Origin of the sequence: Streptomyces albofaciens JCM 4342 (assembly GCF_008634025.1) — a bacterium.
Lineage (GTDB): Bacteria > Actinomycetota > Actinomycetes > Streptomycetales > Streptomycetaceae > Streptomyces > Streptomyces albofaciens.
The window spans coordinates 2219759-2239186 of record NZ_PDCM01000002.1 but is presented as its reverse complement, the minus strand read 5'-3'; the positions used below and the strand labels follow the sequence as shown (position 1 = coordinate 2239186).

Below are 19428 nucleotides of genomic sequence, written 5' to 3'. Positions count from 1 at the left end.
TCACTCCCCCCGCGCGCTGCCGCGCGCCGTGGTGTCGGCCGGCACGCGGCGCGAGTCGTCGAGTACTTTGCGGCGGACGTCCTCCGCCAGTGCGGCTACGGTGCGGGCGGTGAAGATCTCCCGCACCGAGACCCGGATGCCGAACCGCTCCCGGATGCGGGAGGTGATCCGCAGGGTCAGCACGGAGTTGGCGCCGAGGTCGAACAGGTCGTCCTCGACCCCCACCACCGGCTCCCCGAGGACCTCGGCCCACATCCGGGCGAGCGCCTCCTCGGTGGGGTTGCGCGGCGCGGTGGTCTCCCCGGCGGCAACGGCCCGCTCCTCGGGCAGCGGCAGCGCACGCCGGTCGATCTTGCCGGTGGTGGTCATCGGGAACGCGTCGAGCACGACGAGCACCGACGGCACCATGTAGTCGGGCAGTTCGGCCGCGAGGCGGGCGCGGACGGCCTCGGGATCGACGGCTGCCGCGCCCTGGCCCGTCACATACCCGACCAGGTCGTGGTGGCCGCTGCGCTGCTGCCGGGCCAGGACCGCCGCCTGCGCGACGTTCTCCTCGCGCAACAGCGCCGTCTCCACCTCGCCCAGCTCCACCCGGTAGCCGCGGATCTTGACCTGGTTGTCGATCCGGCCCAGGAAGTCCAGCGTGCCGTCCGGCAGCCACCGGACCAGGTCGCCGGTGCGGTAGAGCCGCCCGTCCGGGTCCGGCCCCAGGTGGTCGGGGACGAAGCGTTCCTCGGTCAGCTCCGGGCGCCCCAGGTAGCCGCGCGCCACCCCGATGCCGCCGATGTACAGCTCGCCGGGCACCCCGACCGGCACCGGGTCGCGGTGCTCGTCCAGCACGTACGTACGGGTGTTGGTGACCGGCGCGCCGATCGAGGGCAGCCGGCCCGCCGCGGCCTCCTCCTGCGGTTTCAGGAAGACGGCGGTGGCCAGTACCGTGATCTCCGTCGGCCCGTACTGGTTGACCAGCGTGAACGGGGCGTCGGCCGGCAGTCTGCGCCGCACCACGTCCGCGCCGGTCAGCACGTAGCGCAGCGAGCCGTCCCACAGCGCGCGCTGATCCAGTACGGAATCCAGCCGCGGCGCCGGCACCAGCGTCACCGTGACGCCCTCCGCGACCAGCCAGTCCGCGAACTCGTGCGGATCGTCCAGCGCGGTCTCCGGCGCGAAGTGCACCGAGGCCCCGCAGGCGAGGTTGGCCCACACTTCGAGGATCGTCGGGTCGAAGCCGGGGCCGACGATCTGCGACGCCCGGTCGCCCGGGCCGATCCGGTAGTAGTCCCGGTACCAGTCGCAGAGGTTGACCACCCCGCGGTGCTCGATGAGCACGCCCTTGGCCCGCCCGGTGGACCCGGAGGTGTAGATCACGTAGGCCAGGTCGCCGGCCGACACCGGCACCCGCACGGGCTCGGCCGGAGGCGCGCCATCACCGGGCCCGTCCTCGACGCGCAGCACCGCCACACCCTCCGGCACCGGCACCCCCGCCAGCCCGTCCCGCACCAGCAGCAGCCGTACGGAGGCGTCCTGGAGCATGTACGTGGTGCGGTCGTCCGGCAGCGCGGGGTCCAGCGGCAGATAGGCCGCCCCGGCCTTGAGCACCGCGAGCTGGGCGATGACCATCGCGGCCCCGCGTCCGGTGCGTACCGCGACCACCTCGCCCGGCCGCACGCCGTGCGCCAGCAGCCGGTGTGCCAGCCGCTCGGCGGCGTCCTCCAGCCCGGCGAAGGTCAGCCGGGTGTCCGGGGTGACGACGGCCGTGGCGTCCGGGGTGCGGGCCGCCTGCTCGGCCACCAGCCGGTGCACGGTCGTACGGTCCGCGCGGCCCGCCGCGTCGGTGGCGTTCCAGCCGGTGGTGACCTGGCGCCGCTCCGCGTCGTCCATCATCGGCAGCTGCCCGAGCGGCCGCCCCGGACCGGCGGCCATGTTCTCCAGCAGCACCACCAGGTGCCGCGCGAGCCGGGCGACCGTCTCCTCGTCGAAGAGCGCCGTGCTGTACTCGATCAGCCCGGCCAGCTCCCCGTCCCGCTCCTCGAACTCGAAGCCGAGGTCGAACAGCGCGTTGAGCCGGGGCAGCCCGAACTCCGCCATCCGCAGCCCGTCGGGCCCCGGCACCGGGCCCTGCGGGCGCTTGAGGAGCATCGCCGCCTGGATCAGCGGGGTACGGCTGGGGTCGCGGTCCGGCCGCAGCTCCTCGATGAGCCGGTCGTACGGCACGTTCTGGTGCGTGAAGGCGTCCAGGACGGTGCCGCGGACCTCCGCCAGGAACTCCGCGACCGTCAGCTCGGGCCGCACCCGCGCCCGCAGCACCAGCGTGTTGACGAAGAAGCCGAGCACGTTCTCCAGCTCGCTGTGGTCACGGCCGGAGACGATGGTGCCGAGCGCGATGTCCTGCTGCCGGGCGTAGCGCGACAGCAGCAGCTGCACACCGGCGGCCAGCGTCGCGAAGAGGGTGACGCCTTCCCGCCGGCACAGCGCGGTCAGCTCGGCGACCAGGCCGGAGGAGAGCGTGTAGCGGTGTGCCGCGCCACGGGTGCTGCGGGTGGCCGGGCGGGGCCGGTCGGTCGGCATCTCCAGCGGCACGACGCCGTCCAACTGCCGCTTCCAGTAGTCCAGATCGGCCGCGTACGCGTCCGCGCGCGGAGCCCGCTGCCAGACCGCGAAGTCCGGGTACTGGACGGGCAGCGGTGCCAGCTCCGCAGGCCGTCCACTGTGCGCCGCCTCGTAGAGCACGCCCAGCTCGCGGGCCATCACGTCCTTCGACCAGCCGTCGGTGACGATGTGGTGCATGTCCAGGACCAGGACGTGGTCCTCCTCAGCGACCCGGACCAGCAGCGGCCGCAGCACCGGACCCGCGCGCAGGTCGAACGGCTCGCTCAGCGCGGTGCGCAGCACCCGCGTCAGCGCGGCCTCGCGGTGGTCCCCATCGGCTTCGGGTACGGCATCCGCACCGGTGAGGTCGATCATCCGGACCGGCACCTCGCCCGGCTCGTGCACGATCTGGACGCCCTGCCCGCCGCGCGAGCCGAACGTGGTGCGCAGCGCCTCGTGCCGGGCCGCGAGCGCGGTGACCGCGGACCGCAGCGCGGGCACGTCGAGCGGTCCGGTCAGCCGCAGGCCGAACGCGGAGTTGTACTCGCTGCCCTGGGACTCGTAGTCGTAGAGGAACCACAGCCGCTGCTGCCCGTACGAGAGCGGCAGGTCACCGTCCCGGCCCACCGGCTTCAGCCCGGTCTCCCGGGCCCGCGCCCCGTCCAGCCGCCCGGCCAGCCCCGCCACCGTCGGCGTCTCGAACAGCGCCCGGACGGGCACCTCCACGCCCAGCACGGAACGGATGCGGCCGATCAGCCGGGTGGCCAGCAGCGAGTGCCCGCCCAGGTCGAAGAAGCTGTCGTCCACGCCGACCGCGCTCAGCCCCAGCACCTCGCTGAAGAGGTCGCACAGCTGCTCCTCGCGGGCGATCCGCGGGCCGCGCCCGCGCGGGGCCGCGTCGGCGCCCGGTGCCGGGAGCGCGGCGCGGTCGGTCTTGCCGTTCGGCGTCAGCGGGATCGCGTCCAGCGCCATCACGGCCGCCGGGACCATGTACGCGGGCAGCCGGGCGCCCGCGAAGGCGCGCAGCTCCGCGGCGTCGGCGCCGGCCGGGGTCACGTACGCCACCAGCCGGGTGTCCCCGGGCCCGTACGCATGGGCCACCGCGACCGCCTTGCCGACGCCCGGATGCTGCTCCAGCACCGCCTCGATCTCCCCGAGTTCGATGCGGAACCCGCGGATCTTGACCTGGAAGTCGGAGCGGCCCAGGAACTCCAGATTGCCGTCGGCGGCCCAGCGCGCCAGGTCGCCGGTGCGGTACATCCTCCCCCGGCCTTCGGCCGGGGGGACCCCCATGCCGGACGCGAACGGGTCCGGGACGAAGCGCTCGCGGGTCAGCTCCTCCTGGTGGAGGTAGCCGATCGCCACCCCGGCCCCGGCGATGTACAGGTCTCCGGTGACGCCCACCGGTACGGGCTGCCGGTCCGCGTCGAGCACGTAGACCCGGGTGTTGCCGATGGGACGCCCGATGGCGGGCGGGCCCGGGCGGTCGTCGAGCCGGGCGGCGGTCGACCAGATGGTGGTCTCGGTGGGCCCGTACAGGTTGGTGACCTCCGAGCCGAGCGCCCGCATCCGCTCCGCCAGCGCGGCCGGCAGCGCCTCGCCGCCCACCAGCATCCGCAGGCCGCGCAGCGCCTGCGGCTCCGCGTCGACCAGCGCCTGCCACAGGCTCGGCGTGGCCTGCATGACGCTCGCCCCGGAGGAGGTCAGCAGCCGGGCCAGCGCGCCGGGGTCGGTGGTGGTCTCCCGGTCGGCGAGCACCACGGCCGCGCCGCTGATCAGCGGCAGGTACAGCTCCAGGGCCGCGATGTCGAAGGCGATGGTGGTGACGGACAGCCACACGTCGTCGCCGGTCAGCGGGAACAGGTCGCCCATGGACACCAGGAAGTTGGTGAGCGCGTGCCGCCCGACGACCACGCCCTTCGGACGCCCGGTGGAGCCGGAGGTGTAGATGACGTACGCGGGGTCGGCGCCGGTGGGGGCGGCCGGCAGCTCGTCCGGGGTCAGGGCCGTGCCGGGCAGCGCGGCCAGCCGGTCCCGCAGCGCGGGGTCGTCCAGGACGAACAGCTGCTCCGGCGCCCCGGAGAGCCGCCGCGCCGTGGTGCCGTCGGTGATCAGCGCGGCCGGGGCGGCGTGGCCGAGGATGTAGCCGATCCGGTCGGCCGGGTAGTCCGGGTCGAGCGGGATGTAGGCGGCCCCCGCCTTGGCCGTCGCGAGCAGCGCGACCACCAGCTCCGGGCCGCGCGGCAGCGCCAGCGCCACCAGCGTGCCCGGCCGTGCGCCGCCGTCCACCAGGGCGCGGGCCAGCCGGTTGGCGCGCGCGTCGAGCTGCGCGTACGACAGGCGGGTCGCGCCGTAGACCAGGGCGGTGCGGTCGGCGTGGTGGCGTACCCGCTCCTCGAACAGGCGGCTCACCCCGGCGTCCGGCACCGGCCGCGCGGTGGCGTTCCAGTCGGTCAGCAGCCGCTGCCGCTCCTCGGGGCCGAGCACGTCGTAACCGGCGTACGGCTCATCGGGCGCGTCGGCGGCGGCCCGCAGCAGGCGCAGCAGTCCGTCGGTCAGCCGCCGCGCGGTGGCGGGCGTGAACAGCTCGGTGCCGAAGTCGACGACCAGGTCGATGCCGTGGGCGCCGTCCGCCGGCCCGGTGCCGCCGGTCCGCGGACGGAAGCCGAAGCGCAGGTCGAACCGGCAGTGCTGGGCGGGCAGCCGGGTCACCCGCGCGGTGAGCGGGCCGAACGGCCGCCGCGCCGTCTCCGCCTCCCGGACCTCGACGGCGACCTGCGCCAACGGGTGCCGGTTCAGCGCGCGTTCGGGCCGCAGCGCGTCCACCACCTGCTCGAACGGCACCGCCCCGTGCTGCCGCGCCGCCGCACCGGCCGCGGCGCAGTCCCGTACCAGGGCCCGGAAGCCGTGGCCGGGCGCCGGAGCCGTCCGTACGACGGCGGTGTTCGCCAGCGGCCCGATGACCGTGGCCGGTCCGGCGTCCGGCCGGCCGGGCAGGGTGACGGCCAGCGGGATGTCCGTACCGGCGCCGAAGCGGTGCAGCAGCGCCGAGACACCGGCCAGCAGCACCGCGTCGAGCGGCACGCCCGCGCTCCGCGCCAGCCCGTCCAGCTTGCGGTGCAGGGCGGTGTCCAGGAAGCCGTGGTACGTGGTGCTCCGGTAGTCGGTGAGGGCCGGCCGGGGCCGGTCCAGCGGCAGCTGGAGCTGTTCCGGGGCGCCGTCCAACGCCGCGCGCCAGTAGGCGAGGTGCTCGGCGGCGCGGCTGCCCGGCTCCTGCGGGTCGCCGAGCGCTTCGCGTGCCGCGGCGGCGACCTCCGCGTACTGCGGCCCGTGGTCGGCACGCGGCGTGCCGCCGGTCCGTACGGCCTCCCCGTACGCCTCCGCCAGCTCATCGGCCAGCAGCGTCAGCGACCGCTCGTCCGCCGCGATCTCGTGCACCACCAGGACCAGGACGTGGTCGTCCGGCGCCAGGCCCAGCAGCCGGACGCGCAGCGGGCACTCCGCGGTGAGGTCCAGGCCCTCGCCGGCCGTCTGCGCCAGGGCACGGTTGAGCCGGGCCGGCGCCACCGGCTCGGCGCGCAGCGCCGCGAACGTCCGCTCCGGCGGCCGGAACTCCGGGCGGCAGCGCCCCTCCGCCTCGCGGTGCACCGTGCCCAGGACCCGGTGCCGCCTGACGACCGCGGCCAGCGCGGCCCGCAGCGCGGGCAGGTCCAGGGCGCCGCCCAGCCGTACGGACAGCGTGCGGGTCTGCCCCGGCCGCCCCTCCTGGAAGCGGTTGAGGAACCACAGCCGCTGCTGTACGGGGGAGAGTCCGGCCGTGCCGTCCGCGATGCCCACGGACTCCCGCACACCGTCGCGAGGAAAACCGTCACTTGTTGCTGTCACGTCTGCTCTCCAAAGGATTGCGGGACGCCCGGCCGGTGAAATGCCCGGCCGGGCCGCGGTGCGCCGGTCCGGATCAGGCGGCGCGCTGCATCAAACGGCCGCCGAATTGCATGAGGGTGGTCCGCCCGGATTCCGGGTCGGTCAGAAAACGCCCCAGGTGTTCCGTGTCCGGCTTTTCGGCGGGCCGTGCGGAAAACACCTGGACACCGTGGCCGGAGAGGAAGTACTCGGTTCCGTCGTCGTCCTCCAGCACCGCGGTGCCGGCGGCGGTACGGGAGATCCGGTAGACCGTTTCGCCGTTGACCCACCGGCCGGTGCAGTCGGGCAGCGCGCGGTCGGCACCGGCGTCCGTGCCCGGTGCCGTCACCCCGGCCGGCGGCATGCCGACCGCCGGGCCCTCGGCGCGCAGCAGCGCGGCCAGGTCGTCCCACGCGGCGGCACCGGCGGCGGAATCGGCCTGGAAGGCGAGCACGGTGCCGCTCGCCGGGTGCACCCGCAGGTGACAGGCGGTCCCCGCGCCGGCCGCGTCCAGCCCCAGCCACCGGTCGGCCGCCGTCCCGTACAGGGCCCAGCCCAGGCCCCAGGCGTCGGCCAGCCCGAACGGCACGGCGTCGAACGGCGGCTGCCGCATGGCGGCCACGGCCTCGTCGTCCAGCAGGGCGCGGGCGGCGCCGCCGCGGTCGTCCAGGAAGAGGCCGCCGAAGGCGACCAGGTCCTCGACCCGGCCGGCCAGCGCCGCGGCGGGCTCCACGGCCCGGGGCACGGCCGGCGCGACCGGCACCGGGCCGTTCCGCGTGACGACGTGACCGCCGCGCACGGTGCCGCTGCCCGGGCCGCCGCCGAGGAACGCGGGCGCGATGTCCAGCGGGCCCAGCAGGAAATCCGTCACGGCCTGCCGCCAGGACATCCCGGTGACCGTCTCGATCAGCCGGCCCACCACGGTGAACCCGGCGTTGGAGTACGAGAAGGCGCTGCCGGGCGGGAAGAGCAGGCCGGCGGCGGCGGTGGCCGTCGCGGCCTGCGCCGCCGAACCGGGCTCGCCCGGCGCGTCGCAGACCAGGCCGGAGCAGTGGCTCAGCAGATGCCGCAGCGTCACACCGGAGGCGGCGTCGGCCCAGGGGGACAGCCGGGCACGCACCGGCTCGTCGAGGTCGAGGTCGCCGTCGGTCACCAGTTGCAGGGCGACGGCGGCGGTGAACAGCTTGGTGACCGAGGCGAAGGGCAGCCGCACGGATTCCGCCGCACCGCCCGCGCCTGCCGCGTCATGGTGACCGGCCCGTGCCACGGATATGCCGCCCGGTCCGCGCACTGCGCACTGCGCCACGGAAATCCGGTGGCGGTGCGCCAGTTCGCCGAGTATTTCGCCCAGCCGTCGTGCGTCCACGGCACATCCCCCAGAAGGCAATAGGCAGTGAGCCCGGAATCCGGAAAGGCGCGGCAGATGGTCCGCGGATCTGAATGTCCCGGGAAAGTGAGGGTTCGTCGGTGCGAGCCCGTTGGTGAAAGCAGGCTAACACCGGGGAGTACTGCCAGGTAGGGACGTTAAGCGGCAGGCAAATAGCGCAGGTTGACGAACCGGACGGGTTCGGGGCCCGGCAAGCGGAACGGCCGGCGGCCCCCCGCTGGGGACCGCCGGCCGCGTGCGCACGGGCGCGGGCTATTCGCGCATCCCGATGGCGTCGGCGGGGCGCGAGCGCAGCGCGAGCCTGGTCGGCAGCAGCACCGCCGCCGCGGCCAGCGCCGCCGTTGCCGCGACGATGCCCAGATACAGCAGCGGCGGGATGTAGGGCACGGGGGAGGAGGTCAGCCCGACGCTCACCGTCACCAGCGGCAGCAGCGGCACGACCGTGCCCACCACCACGGCGATCAGGACGACCATCAGGGTCTCCGTGCGCATCATCCGCATCACCTGGTCGGGCGTCGCGCCGACCAGCCGCAGCAGCGCGAACTCCCGCACCCTGCTGAGCGTCGTCATCACCAGGGTGTTGGCGACCGCCACCGCGATGTAGCCGAAGACCAGCACCAGCGGCAGCGCGCTGCCGACCAGCCCCGCCATCGCGGTCTTCTCCCGCGCCACGCCCTCGTCGTCCGCGGCCTTCAGCCCCGGATAGCGCGCGGCCAGTTCGCTCAGCCCGTCGGCGACCTTGTCCCGGTCCGCGTCCGGTGCCAGCCGTACCAGGACCGAGTCGTCCAGCCGCTTGGAACTGTGCTTGATCACCGTGTCGTGCGGCAGCGTCACGTCGCCGAAGCCCAGCCCGCGCCGGTAGACCGCGACGACCTTGGACTCCTGCTGCGCGCCGTCCGGCAGATGCAGCCGCACCCGGTCGCCCACACCGGCCCCCAGGGTGCTCGCCGCGCCGCTGCTCAGGGCGACCGTGTCGGGCGAGGCGCCCAGGCCGTTCAGGTCGCCCTCGTCCACCTCAAGGTCGAACAGCTGGTCCAGCTTCCCCGGCGTCACGCCCTGCGCCTCGTAGTCGAAGACCTCGGGCGAGTCCAGCAGCTTCCGGGACGCGAACAGCTTCGTACGCACCACCCCGGCCGCCGCCGAGACACCGGGCAGCCGCGCGATGTCCCCGGTGGCCGCCACGGGCACCCCGCCGAGGTCGCTGCCGAGCGTGTAGTCGGCGACCACGCCCGCCGCGGCCTGGTCCTTGGCCGCCTCGTTGGTCGTGGTGGGGATGAACAGCTGCACCGAGGCGAAGCCGATCGCCAGGATCAGCGGGCCGATGCCGGCCGCCAGCCGCCGGGCGTTGGCACGGGTGTTGGCCACCGCCAGGTAACCCAGCGTGCCGAACCGCCGCCGGAAGGGCCGGGCCAGCAGCCGGGTCGCCCGCCCGACCACCGGCGGCGCCAGCATCAGGATCGCGATGACCATGATCAGGCCGCCGCTGCCCGCCCCCGCCACGGCGAAGATGCTGCCGAAGAACAGCGGGAGCATCGAGGCCGCGAGACCCAGCACGAGCAGGACGACACCGAAGGTGCCCCGGGCCCTGCCGAGCGTGGGCTCCTCCGTACGGGACTGGCTCAGCGCCTCCACCGGCCGGATGGCCACCACCTTGCGGGCCACCGCGAACCCCGCGATCTGCGCGGTCGCCACCCCGATGGCCACCGCCGCGACCATCGGCACCGGCCCGTAGGAGAACGCGAAGTCGTCCGGCACCACACCGATCACGGACAGCGCCCCGCGCAGCACCCCGGCCGCCAGCGCGCCCGGCAGACAGCCGATGACCGACGCCAGCAGGGAGATCACCAGCGCCTCACCGGCGATCATCTTGTGGATCTGCTTGGGCGTCGCCCCCACCGCGCGCAGCAGCGCCAGCTCGCGGCGCCGCTGGTGGACGCCGAGCGCGAGCGTACTGCTCACCACCATCAGGGTGATCAGGATGACCGTGCCGCCCAGCGAACCGGCCAGCTCCTTCAGGCTGCCCCGCGCCGAGGCCACGTCCGGGTTCTCCACACTGCTCAGCGCGTCCCCGGTGTAGAGGTCCGCCGGGGTGCCGCCGAGCTTGCCCTCGATCCGCTCCGCCAGCTCCTCCGGGTCGGTGCCGTCCTTGGCGAGCACGCCGATCGCCGAGACCTGGTCGTCCCGGCCGTACAACTGCCGTGCCTGCGCCTCCGAGAAGAACACCGGCGGGGTGCGCAGTCCGTCACCGGGGCCGCGGTACTCGACCACGCCGGCCACCGTGTAGCTCGCGGCGGCCTGCGTGGTCGCCAGCCGTACCGTGCCGCCGGCCTTGACCCCGGCCCGCTCGGCCAGCGACTTCTCCAGGACCACTTCGCCGGGCCGCTCCGCGCCCCGCCCGCCGGCCAGGTGGAACGGGCCGAGGACCGAGCCGGGCCAGGACGTGCCCAACGCCCCCTCGCCGTCCTCACCTTTGAGAACCCCGCCGTCCTTGCCCACCAGCTGGGTGGGAAAGCGCAGATCGGCCACGGCCTGCCGGACCCCCGGCACCGCCGCGACCTTGGCCAGCAGCGAGCGCGGCACCCCGACGGCGTCGTCCAGCGCCTTCGTCTTGGTGCTCTTGCCCTCGGTGACCGAGAACTCCTGCCGGCCCGCCACCACCACCGCGGCGTCGCTGTAGCGCTGCGCCGGGACACCGGAGTCGATGCCCGACTGGAGGATGATGCCGAAGGCGGTGATCAGCATGGACGCCCCCAGGAGCGCCACGAACGCGCCCACGAAGCCGCTCTTGCGCTCCTTGACCGTCTTCAGCACGAGGGCGAACACGGGATCACCACTCTCCCAGCCGGGTCATCCGCTCGGCGATCAGCTCCGGCGTCGCCCGCGTCATCTCCTCCGCGTACCGCCCGTCCGCGAGGAAGACCACCCGGTGCGCGTAGGACGCGGCGACCGGGTCGTGCGTCACCATGACCACGGTCTGCCCGGTCGAGTCGACCACGTCGCGCAGGAGTTGCAGCACCTGCCTGGCGGTACGGGTGTCCAGCGCGCCGGTGGGCTCGTCGGCGAAGACCACCTCGGGGCGGGGCGCCAGGGCGCGGGCGATGGCCACCCGCTGCTGCTGGCCGCCGGACAGCTCCGACGGCCGGTGCCCGAGCCGGTCGCTCAGCCCCACCTGGGCCACCACCCGGTCCAGCCAGGCGGAGTCGGGCCGGCGGTCCGCCAGCATCAGCGGCAGGGTGATGTTGTCCGCCACGGTCAGCGCCGACATCAGGTTGTACGCCTGGAAGACGAAGCCGACGCGCTCCCGGCGCAGCATGGTCAGCTCGACCTCGTTCAGGCTCGCGAGGTCGGTGCCGCCGAGCACCACGGTCCCGGCGTCCGGCCGGTCCAGGCCCGCCGCGCAGTGCAGGAAGGTGCTCTTGCCGGCGCCCGAGGGGCCCATCACCGCGGTGAAGGAGCCCCGCGCGAAGTCGATGGACAGGTCGCGCAGCGCGTGCACCGCGCCGGCGCCCCTGCCGTAGGTCTTGCGGACCCCGCTGAGGCTGACCACCGGGCCGTCGCCCGCCCGCCGGCCGTCTCCGTTGCCCAGGGGCGTGGCCTCCGCCCGCGGAGGCGGCGCCGCCTCCGTCGCGCCCCGTGCCGCCCGGTCCCTTCTGCCCACGTCCGACCCCTCGCTGCGCAGTCCGTCTCCGCTTCTTCTGCTCCAGCACGCTAGATCTCGGATCGCACGGGGGACCACCACGTGAACTGGAGATTTAAAGGTGCAGATAAGTGCCCCCGAGACCTCCGGAAGGCCCCCGCACCGCCGCCGCGGGAGGGTCCGGAGGCCCGGTCCGGGCGTCACCGCCCGGTGGTACGGTGATCGCGCCGTAGCGTCGGGGGGTTCACTCGGTCATGTCCTTACCGCTGTTCGCGACACTGCGACGGATGCCCGCGCGGGAGCTCTCGCGCCGGCTGTTCGGCCGCTTCCCGCAGGCCATCGGCTACGTCGTGCTCTGCCTGGGCACCGGTCTGGCCGGTCTCGGAGTCTTCTACCTGCTCGTCGTCACCCTCGCCCTGTGCCTGGTGGGCACCGGCTTCCTGCTGCTGCCGGTCGTCCTGCGGCTGCTGCGCCGGGTGGCCGAATTCCACCGCCGCCGGGTCTCCCGCCTCTTGGGCGCCGAAGTCGTCACGTACTACCGCGGGGTGGACGCCGCCACCCGCCGCCCGCGGCTGTCGCTGCGCGACCCGGCCGTGCGCAAGGACATCGTGTGGCTGCTCGCCCACAGCATCCTGGGCACCACCCTGTGCGTCGCCGCCATCAGCGCCTGCGGCGGGGCCGTCAACTGGCTCACCGCGCCGCTGTGGTGGCGGCTCGCGCCGCGCGAGCGGGACGCCGTCATCATCATCACCGTCGACTCCTGGCCGAAGGCGTTCGGCGCCATGTTCGTCGGGGTGGTCTACGCGGTGGTGGCCGCCGCGATCGTCGTGGCGCTGGCCCGGGTGCACGCGCTGGGCTCCCGCAAGGTCCTGGTCACCCGCGCCCGGGTCCCGCTGGAGCAGCGGGTGCAGGAACTGTCGGTCACCCGCGCCGAGGCGCTGGACGCGCACGACGCGGAGCTGCGCCGCATCGAACGGGACCTGCACGACGGCGCGCAGGCCGGCATCGTCGCGGTGTCGCTGCGCCTGGGCATGATCAAACGGGCGCTCAAGGCGCGACCCGAACAGGTCCCCGAGATGGTCGACGCCACCCAGCAACTCGCCCAGCAGGCCCTGGAGTCGCTGCGCCAGCTGGTCCGCGGCATCTACCCGCCGGTCCTGATCGACCGCGGCCTGATCGACGCCGTACGGGCGCTGACCGCGCTGAACGAGGTGCCCACCTCGATCGACATCGAGGACGACGCGGCGGCCGCGCCCCGCGCCCCCGCGGCCGTGGAGGCCGCCGCGTACTTCGTCGTCTCCGAGGCGCTGACCAACGTCGCCAAGCACAGCGGCGCGGACAGCGCGCTGGTGCGGCTGCGGATCGGCGAGCGCAGCATCTCCATCCACGTGGAGGACAACGGCCGCGGCGGCGCCTCCGAGCACGCGGGCAGCGGAATCATGGGCGTACGCCGCCGGGTCGCGGCCTTCGACGGCACGACAGAACTGGTCAGCCCGCCCGGGGGCCCGACCGTACTCAGAGTGGAGATTCCATGCGGATCCTGATCGCCGAAGACAACGCGCTGCTCCGGGAGGGGCTGGTCCTGTTGCTGGAGGGCGAGGGCCACGAGATCTGCGCCACCGTCGACAACGGCACCGACCTGCTGCCCGCCCTGCTCGAACACCGCCCCGACGCCGCCGTGGTGGACGTCCGGCTGCCCCCGTCCTTCCGCGACGAGGGCCTGCGCGCGGTGGTGGAGGCCCGCCGCCAGATCCCCGAACTCCCCGTCCTGGTCCTGTCGCAGTACGTGGAACGGGCCTACGCGGGCGAACTGCTCGCGCAGAGCGCCTCGGGCGTCGGCTACCTGCTCAAGGACCGGGTGGGCAACACCGAGGAGTTCCTGGAGGCGCTGGACCGGATCGCGGCCGGCGGCACCGCCATGGATCCGGAGGTGATCTCCCAGCTGATGATCCGCCGGGCCGGCGACGACCCCCTGAGCACCCTCACCCAGCGCGAGCGCGAGGTGCTGGCGCTGATGGCCGAGGGACAGAGCAACCCGGTGATCGCCAAGTCGCTCTTCATCGCCGAGAGTTCCGTCAACAAGCACATCGGCAGCATCTTCACCAAGCTGGACCTGCCCACCTCGGCCAGCGGGCACCGGCGGGTGCTGGCGGTCCTGACGTATCTGCGGGCGTGAACGCCTGCGGGGACCGGTCCAGGGGCGGACCGGTCCCCGCCGTACACCGGGCCTACTCGGCCGCCTCCAGCTCCTTCGGCCGCGGGAAGGTCCGTACGGCCGGCGCGAAGGACACCACCAGCGCGAGGACCCCGAACACCGCCGTGCACACCAGGACGGTGGCCGTGCCGCCCGCCGTCTCCAGCAGCACACCGCCGATCAGCGGCCCCAGCGCGGAGCCCGCGCTCATGGAGATGCCGATCACCCCGGCCAGCCGGCCCCGCATCCCGTCGGGCGTGACGAGCATCTGGTACGTCGTCACGATCGCGCTGGCCGTGGGCGCCAGCAGGGCCACACCGGCCAGCACCAGACCGCTCGCGTACCCCAGCGGCACCACCGCCAGCAGCGGCACCAGCACCGCCGCGCCCCACGTCAGGAGCATCAGGGCGGCGTACGGCGTGAGCAGGTGCCGCAGCCGGGGCGCCAGCACCGCGCCCACCACCCCGCCCGCCCCCAGCAGCGCGCCGATCGCGCCGATCTCCCCGGCCGGGCGCCCGGCCTGCTGCGCCATCACCACGACCACCAGCAGCATCCCGCCGAAGGCCAGGTTGAAGACGGTGGCTACCAGCACCGTGGTGCGCACCGGCCGGTTGGCGGCCAGCCACCGCAGCCCCGAGCGCATCCCGCCCGCCATCCCCTCACGCGCCTCCGGTCCGCCGGACGGCCGCCGCGGCACCCGCAGGAACAGCAGCGTGACGAAGGACAGCAGCGAGGCCGCCGCCTGCGCCACGAACGGCAGCAGCCGGTGCACCCCGTACAGGACCCCGCCGAGGCCCGGGCCGACCACCGTGGCGAGGTGGTAGCGGGCGGTGTTGCGGGCCACCGCCGTGCCCAGCTGGGAGCGTGGCACGACACCGGGCAGCAGCGCCTGGTCGGTGGTGGTGAACAGCGACGTGCACACCCCCTCGACCACCGCCACGGCCAGGATCGCCCCGAAGCCGCCCGATCCGAGCGCGACCGTCAGGGCGAGCAGCCCGAGGGCCACCGCCCGGCCCAGCTCGGCCACCAGCAGCACGGTCCTGCGGTTCCAGCGGTCCGCCAGGGCCCCGGCCGGCACCGCCGCCAGGGCCCGCGAGGTGCCGATGGCGAACTCCACCAGCGACGCCTGGAGGGCCGAGCCGCCGAGCGCCAGGACCAGCATCGGGTAGGCGATCAGCGTGCCCTGGGCGCCCAGCTGGGAGACCATGTTGGCGCTCCACAGCAGGTTGTACTCCCGGTTGCGGGAGAGCGGGCGGGGCGGCGGGGCCGGCCGCGTGGCGGCCACGTCCGCGCCGGTGCTCATCCGGCGGGCGCCGTGTCCCCGCCCGCGGGGGCGGAGGTCCGCTCCACCGGACGCAGCGCCGACCACGGCAGCGCGTCCGACATGCTCACGAACAGCTCACGGGGCGGCACGAACGGCAGCCTGCCGTGCGCCACGCTCAGGTTGTCCACGATCAGCACCTCGCCGGTACGGGCGGTCACCTCGATCGCGTGGTCCCGGTACGCCTGCTGGAGGCCGGTCACCACCTCGTCGGGAATCTCCGAGCCGTCGGCGTGGAAGGTGTTGGTCGGCATGCCCCAGGGGCCGTACTCCTCCAGCAGGAACTCGCCCACCTCCGGGCGCAGCGTGCGCGCGTGGAAGAACGTCATGTGGTTGAACCACGAGCGCCGGCCGGTCACCGGGTGCGTGGCCACCGCCCAGCGCCGCTGCTTGGTGCGCAGATGGTCCTCGTCCACCCACTCCACCTCGATGGCGTTGGCGTCGCAGTACGCCTGCACCTCCGCGCGGTCCTTCGTGCCGAACGCGTCCTGCCAGGACAGGCCGAGGCCCGGGAGGAAGTTGCGGACCAGCAGGTAGCCCTCCTCGTCGAAGCGGTCGGCGATCCGGCGGGGCAGCGTGTCGTACAGGGCCCGGCAGTCGGCGAGCGTGTTGGCCCCGCCCTCGGGCGCCCCCTGGCGGCAGAAGAAGAACAGGTAGCGCGGGACGTTGAGGTTGTAGGACTGCTCGGTGTGGAGGAAGATCTCCTCGGTCGGCGGGTGGTCGGTGGCGGTGAACACCCCGGGGTGCAGCTCCGTACGCGGCGACGAGCGCTCGGTGTAGTCCAGCGGCCGGCCGACGACGCTGTTGACGAAGGCGTCCAGCTCCGGCCAGTCGGCCCAGGAGAACCCGCTGAGCAGGGCGGTGCCGTGCTCGATCACCCCCTCGCGGATGCGCTCGCCGTGCCGCGCCCCCACCTCGGTCAGCGCGGCCCCGGGGGAGTCGGCCTCGATGCCGAGCACCAGGCCGCCGTGCCGGGGCCCGGTCACCAGATCCATCGTGCTTGTCACGTTCGTTCACCTTCCTGAATGCGGTGCGGGAGGCCGGCGCGCGTGCGGGCGAGCAGGCGCCGCCGGGCGGTGTCGAGGGTCTCGGCCGGCCGGTTGAACGCCACCCGCACATGCCGCTCACCGCGCCGCGGGTCGGCGAAGAACGAGGTGGCGGGGGCCAGCAGTACCCCGGAGTCCTGGAGCAGGGTGCGGACGAAGGCCGGGCTCGGCTCGTCGGTCAGGCCGTCGATGCCCGCCAGGACGTAGCAGCCGCCGGCGGGTTCGGCGCAGTGGAAGCCGGCCTCGCGCAGCAGCGCCACCGCGCTGTCGCGCCGTGCGGCCATGGCCGCCGAGCGCCGCTGCCGGCCGGGGCCGTGCAGGTCGACGGCGGCCGCGGCGTGCTGGAAGGCGGCGGGGGCGCCGGCCGTCGTGGCGACGTGGATCTGGCGCAGCAGCTCCGTCCACCGCGCCGGGGCCCGCAGGAAGCCCAGCCGCCAGCCGCTGATCGCGTGGCTCTTGGAGAAGCTGCCCACGACGATGCTCCGCTCGGCCAGGCCGGGCACCTCGGCCACCGAGCAGTGCTGCCGCCCGTCGTAGACGTAGTCGGCGTACACCTCGTCGGAGACGACCGTGACGTCCCACCGTGCGCACAACTCGGCGATCACCGTGAGGTCCTGGCGGCCGAGCAGCTGCCCGGTGGGGTTGCCCGGGCTGTTCAGGACGACGGCCCGGGTCCGGGGTCCCATGGCGGCGGCCAGCTCCGCCGGGTCCAGGATCCAGTCCGGCGCGCGCAGCGGTACGGGGCGCACCCGGCCGCCCGCCAGCGCGACCGCGCTGAGGAAGTTCTCGTAGCACGGCTCCAGCACGATCACCTCGTCACCGGGGTCGACGGCCGCCAGCAGGGCCACGCACAGGCCTTCGCTGCCGCCCACCGTCACGGTGATCTCGGTGTCCGGGTCGGGGGCGCCCGGCAGCCCGGCGGCGATCCGCTCGCGCAGGGCCGGCACACCGGCCGGGTCCTGGTACTGGTGCACGCCCGCGCGCAGCGCCGCACAGGCCGCGTCCACCAGCTCAGGGGGCGTGTCCGGGAACGCGGGGGTGCCCACCGCGAGGTTCACCGTGCCGGCCGGAACGCCGTCGCGCAGCAGTCCGGCCAGGCCGCCGCCGGGCAACTGCCGCACCCGCGCGGCCCCGAGCACGTCGCGCGCGCCCCGGACGGCGGCGGCCATCACCGGGCCCCCGCCGCGGACGCGGCGTCGAACGCGCCCCGTGGGACGGCCGGCATCCAGGGCGCGCGGCGCGCCTCGTACGCGGCGATGGCGTCCTGCCGCAGCAGGGTCTGCTCGATGGCGTCCTTGCCCTCCAGCAGCATCCGGCGCGCCCGGTCGTCGATCACGAAGTCCGCTTCGCCGCCCGCCCAGCGCAGCCGGCAGGTCCGCAGGTCCACGGTGAGCCGGAAACCGGGTCCGGCCTCCACCCGGTCCATCAGCCCTTCCACCACCGGCGCCGGAAGATCGACCGGGATCAGCCCGTTGTTCAGCGCGTTGCGCCGGAAGATGTCGCCGAACCCGGTGGCCACCACGGCCAGGAAACCGCCGTCGCGCAGGGCCCAGACGGCGTGCTCGCGGGAGCTGCCGATGCCGAAGTCCTTGCCGGCCAGCAGGATCGTCGCGCCGCGGTGCTCGGGCCGGTCGATGACGCAGTCGCCCCGCTCCCGCCAGCCTTTGAACAGCGCGTCCGCGTAACCGGACTTGACCACCCGCTTGCAGAACTCCGCGGGCAGGATCTGGTCGGTGTCGATGTCGTCGCGGCGCACGGCCACCGCGGTGCCGGTGTGCTCGGTGAAGGGTTCCACGGGCTCGGTACCTCTCATGCCAGGTCGGCGGGGGCGGTGAGCCGGCCGGTGACCGCCGTGGCGGCGGCCACCTCCGGCGAGACCAGGTGGGTGCGCGCGGTGGCGCCCTGCCGGCCCTCGTAGTTGCGGTTGGACGTCGACGCGCTGCGCACCGTGCCGACGAGCCGGTCGGTGTTCATGCCCAGGCACATCGAGCAGCCGGGGGAGCGCCACTCGGCGCCGGACGCCAGGAAGACCTCGTGCAGCCCCTCCGCCTCGGCCTTCTCGCGGACCTCCATGGAGCCGGGGACGACCAGCAGGCGGGTGCTGCCGGCGACGCTGCGGCCCTTGAGCACGGAAGCCGCGGCCCGCAGGTCCTCCAGCCGCCCGTTGGTGCACGAGCCGAGGAAGACCACGTCGATGGGGATGTCGCGGAGGGGGGTGCCCGGGGCCAGGTCCATGTAGCGCAGGGCGCGTTGGGCCGAGGCCCGCTCCAGCGGGTCGGCGAAGGCGTCCGGGGCGGGCACCTCGGAGGCGAGGGGGGCCGCCTGCGCCGGGTTGGTGCCCCACGTCACCCACGGGGTGAGCGCGGAGACGTCGATCCGTACGCAGCGGTCGAAGCGCGCGCCGGGGTCGCTGCGCAGCGTCGCCCAGTGCGCCGCGGCCGCGTCCCGGTGGCCGGCGCCCGGCGCGTACGGCCGGTCCCTGAGGTACGCGAGCGTCGTCGCGTCCGGCGCGACCAGGCCGGCCCGCGCGCCCGCCTCGATGCTCATGTTGCACAGCGTCATCCGGGACTCCATGGACAGCCCCCGGACGGCCGCGCCGCGGTACTCGACCATGTGCCCCTGCGCGCCGTTGGGGCCGATCTCCGCGATCAGCGCCAGCACCAGGTCCTTGGCGCCCACCCCGCTGGGCAGCTCGCCGTCGAAGTCCACCGCCATCGTCTTCGGACGCGGCAGCTCCAGGCACTGCGTGGCGAGTACGTGTTCCACGTCGCTGGTGCCGATGCCGAAGGCCAGCGCCCCGAAGGCGCCGTGCGTCGAGGTGTGGCTGTCGCCGCACACCACGGTCATGCCGGGGTGCACCAGGCCGAGTTCGGGCCCGACGACGTGCACGATGCCCTGCCGGCGGTGCCCGAGGGAGTACAGCTCGATGCCGTGCGTCTCACAGTTGCGGCGCAGCGTCTCCAACTGCGTACGGCTGACCGGATCGGCGACGGCCAGCGGGCTGGTCGGCACGTTGTGGTCCTCCAGGGCCAGCGTCAGCTCCGGCCGCCGTACGGACCGCCCGGCCAGCCGCAGGCCGTCGAACGCCTGCGGTGAGGTCGCCTCGTGCGTCAGGTGCAGATCGATGTACAGGAGATCCGGTCCACCGGGCGGCGAGTCGACCACGTGGCTTTCCCACAATTTCGCCGCCAGAGTCATCGGTGAACCCATGGGACCTCTCCTCCGTCACCTCAACGGCCGCGCATTCCGGGCCGGTCCCAGCCTGCGGCCTGGAACCCGGGATCACCATGTCTTTAAGCCGACGCGAAATACACCTGGCCGTGCGTGCCCGGGCGAGGGCACCGGGCCCCG

Annotated in this window: 11 protein-coding genes; 2 read left to right on the top strand and 9 right to left on the bottom strand. The window is 74.3% G+C overall.

Annotated elements, in window-relative coordinates:
• The 4 genes from CP973_RS29925 to CP973_RS29910 all read right to left on the bottom strand — a co-directional run bounded on the left by CP973_RS29925 (window position 1) and on the right by CP973_RS29910 (window position 11465).
• Window positions 1-6474 carry a non-ribosomal peptide synthetase gene (locus tag CP973_RS29925; protein WP_150247001.1) on the bottom strand — a complete coding sequence of 2158 codons (6474 nt, stop codon included), beginning with the start codon at window positions 6472-6474 and terminating at the stop codon, window positions 1-3.
• Window positions 6475-6547: 73 nt separating this feature from the next.
• Entirely contained in the window at window positions 6548-7858 is a 1311-nt protein-coding gene (locus CP973_RS29920) for a serine hydrolase domain-containing protein (RefSeq protein ID WP_167538542.1), read from the bottom strand.
• A gap of 273 nt (window positions 7859-8131) precedes the next feature.
• Window positions 8132-10702: an ABC transporter permease gene (locus CP973_RS29915; RefSeq protein ID WP_150246999.1), complete on the bottom strand. Its 2571-nt coding sequence runs from the start codon at window positions 10700-10702 to the stop codon at window positions 8132-8134.
• A gap of 4 nt (window positions 10703-10706) precedes the next feature.
• Complete coding sequence (locus CP973_RS29910; RefSeq protein ID WP_150250477.1) at window positions 10707-11465, bottom strand: ABC transporter ATP-binding protein; 759 nt, start codon at window positions 11463-11465, stop codon at window positions 10707-10709.
• Between the two features lie 338 nt (window positions 11466-11803).
• On the opposite strand from CP973_RS29910, the gene CP973_RS29905 reads away from it, so the two are divergent.
• Window positions 11804-13060, top strand: a complete 1257-nt coding sequence (locus CP973_RS29905; protein ID WP_150246998.1) for a sensor histidine kinase — start codon at window positions 11804-11806, stop codon at window positions 13058-13060.
• Window positions 13048-13692, top strand: a complete 645-nt coding sequence (locus CP973_RS29900; protein ID WP_150246997.1) for a LuxR C-terminal-related transcriptional regulator — start codon at window positions 13048-13050, stop codon at window positions 13690-13692. Before CP973_RS29905 ends, CP973_RS29900 begins: the two co-directional genes overlap by 13 nt.
• Before the next feature lie 52 nt (window positions 13693-13744).
• Here CP973_RS29900 and CP973_RS29895 read toward each other — a convergent pair whose 3' ends face one another.
• The 5 genes from CP973_RS29895 to leuC are packed head-to-tail and all read right to left on the bottom strand — an operon-like array spanning window position 13745 to window position 19287.
• Complete coding sequence (locus tag CP973_RS29895; RefSeq protein ID WP_150246996.1) at window positions 13745-15013, bottom strand: MFS transporter; 1269 nt, start codon at window positions 15011-15013, stop codon at window positions 13745-13747.
• The gene (locus CP973_RS29890) at window positions 15010-16038 is read right to left on the bottom strand and encodes a TauD/TfdA family dioxygenase (protein ID WP_150246995.1); all 1029 of its coding nucleotides are present in this window, start codon (window positions 16036-16038) and stop codon (window positions 15010-15012) included. Before CP973_RS29890 ends, CP973_RS29895 begins: the two co-directional genes overlap by 4 nt.
• Complete coding sequence (locus CP973_RS29885; protein WP_150246994.1) at window positions 16035-17246, bottom strand: pyridoxal phosphate-dependent aminotransferase; 1212 nt, start codon at window positions 17244-17246, stop codon at window positions 16035-16037. Before CP973_RS29885 ends, CP973_RS29890 begins: the two co-directional genes overlap by 4 nt.
• A complete protein-coding gene (leuD, locus tag CP973_RS29880) occupies window positions 17246-17872 on the bottom strand; it encodes a 3-isopropylmalate dehydratase small subunit (protein ID WP_150246993.1) in 627 nt (208 codons plus the stop codon). The genes CP973_RS29885 and leuD overlap by 1 nt, the downstream gene beginning before the upstream one ends.
• 14 nt (window positions 17873-17886) lie before the next feature.
• Window positions 17887-19287 (bottom strand): 3-isopropylmalate dehydratase large subunit, encoded by a 1401-nt coding sequence (leuC, locus tag CP973_RS29875; RefSeq protein WP_167538541.1) that lies wholly within the window; start codon window positions 19285-19287, stop codon window positions 17887-17889.
• Window positions 19288-19428 lie beyond the last annotated feature (141 nt).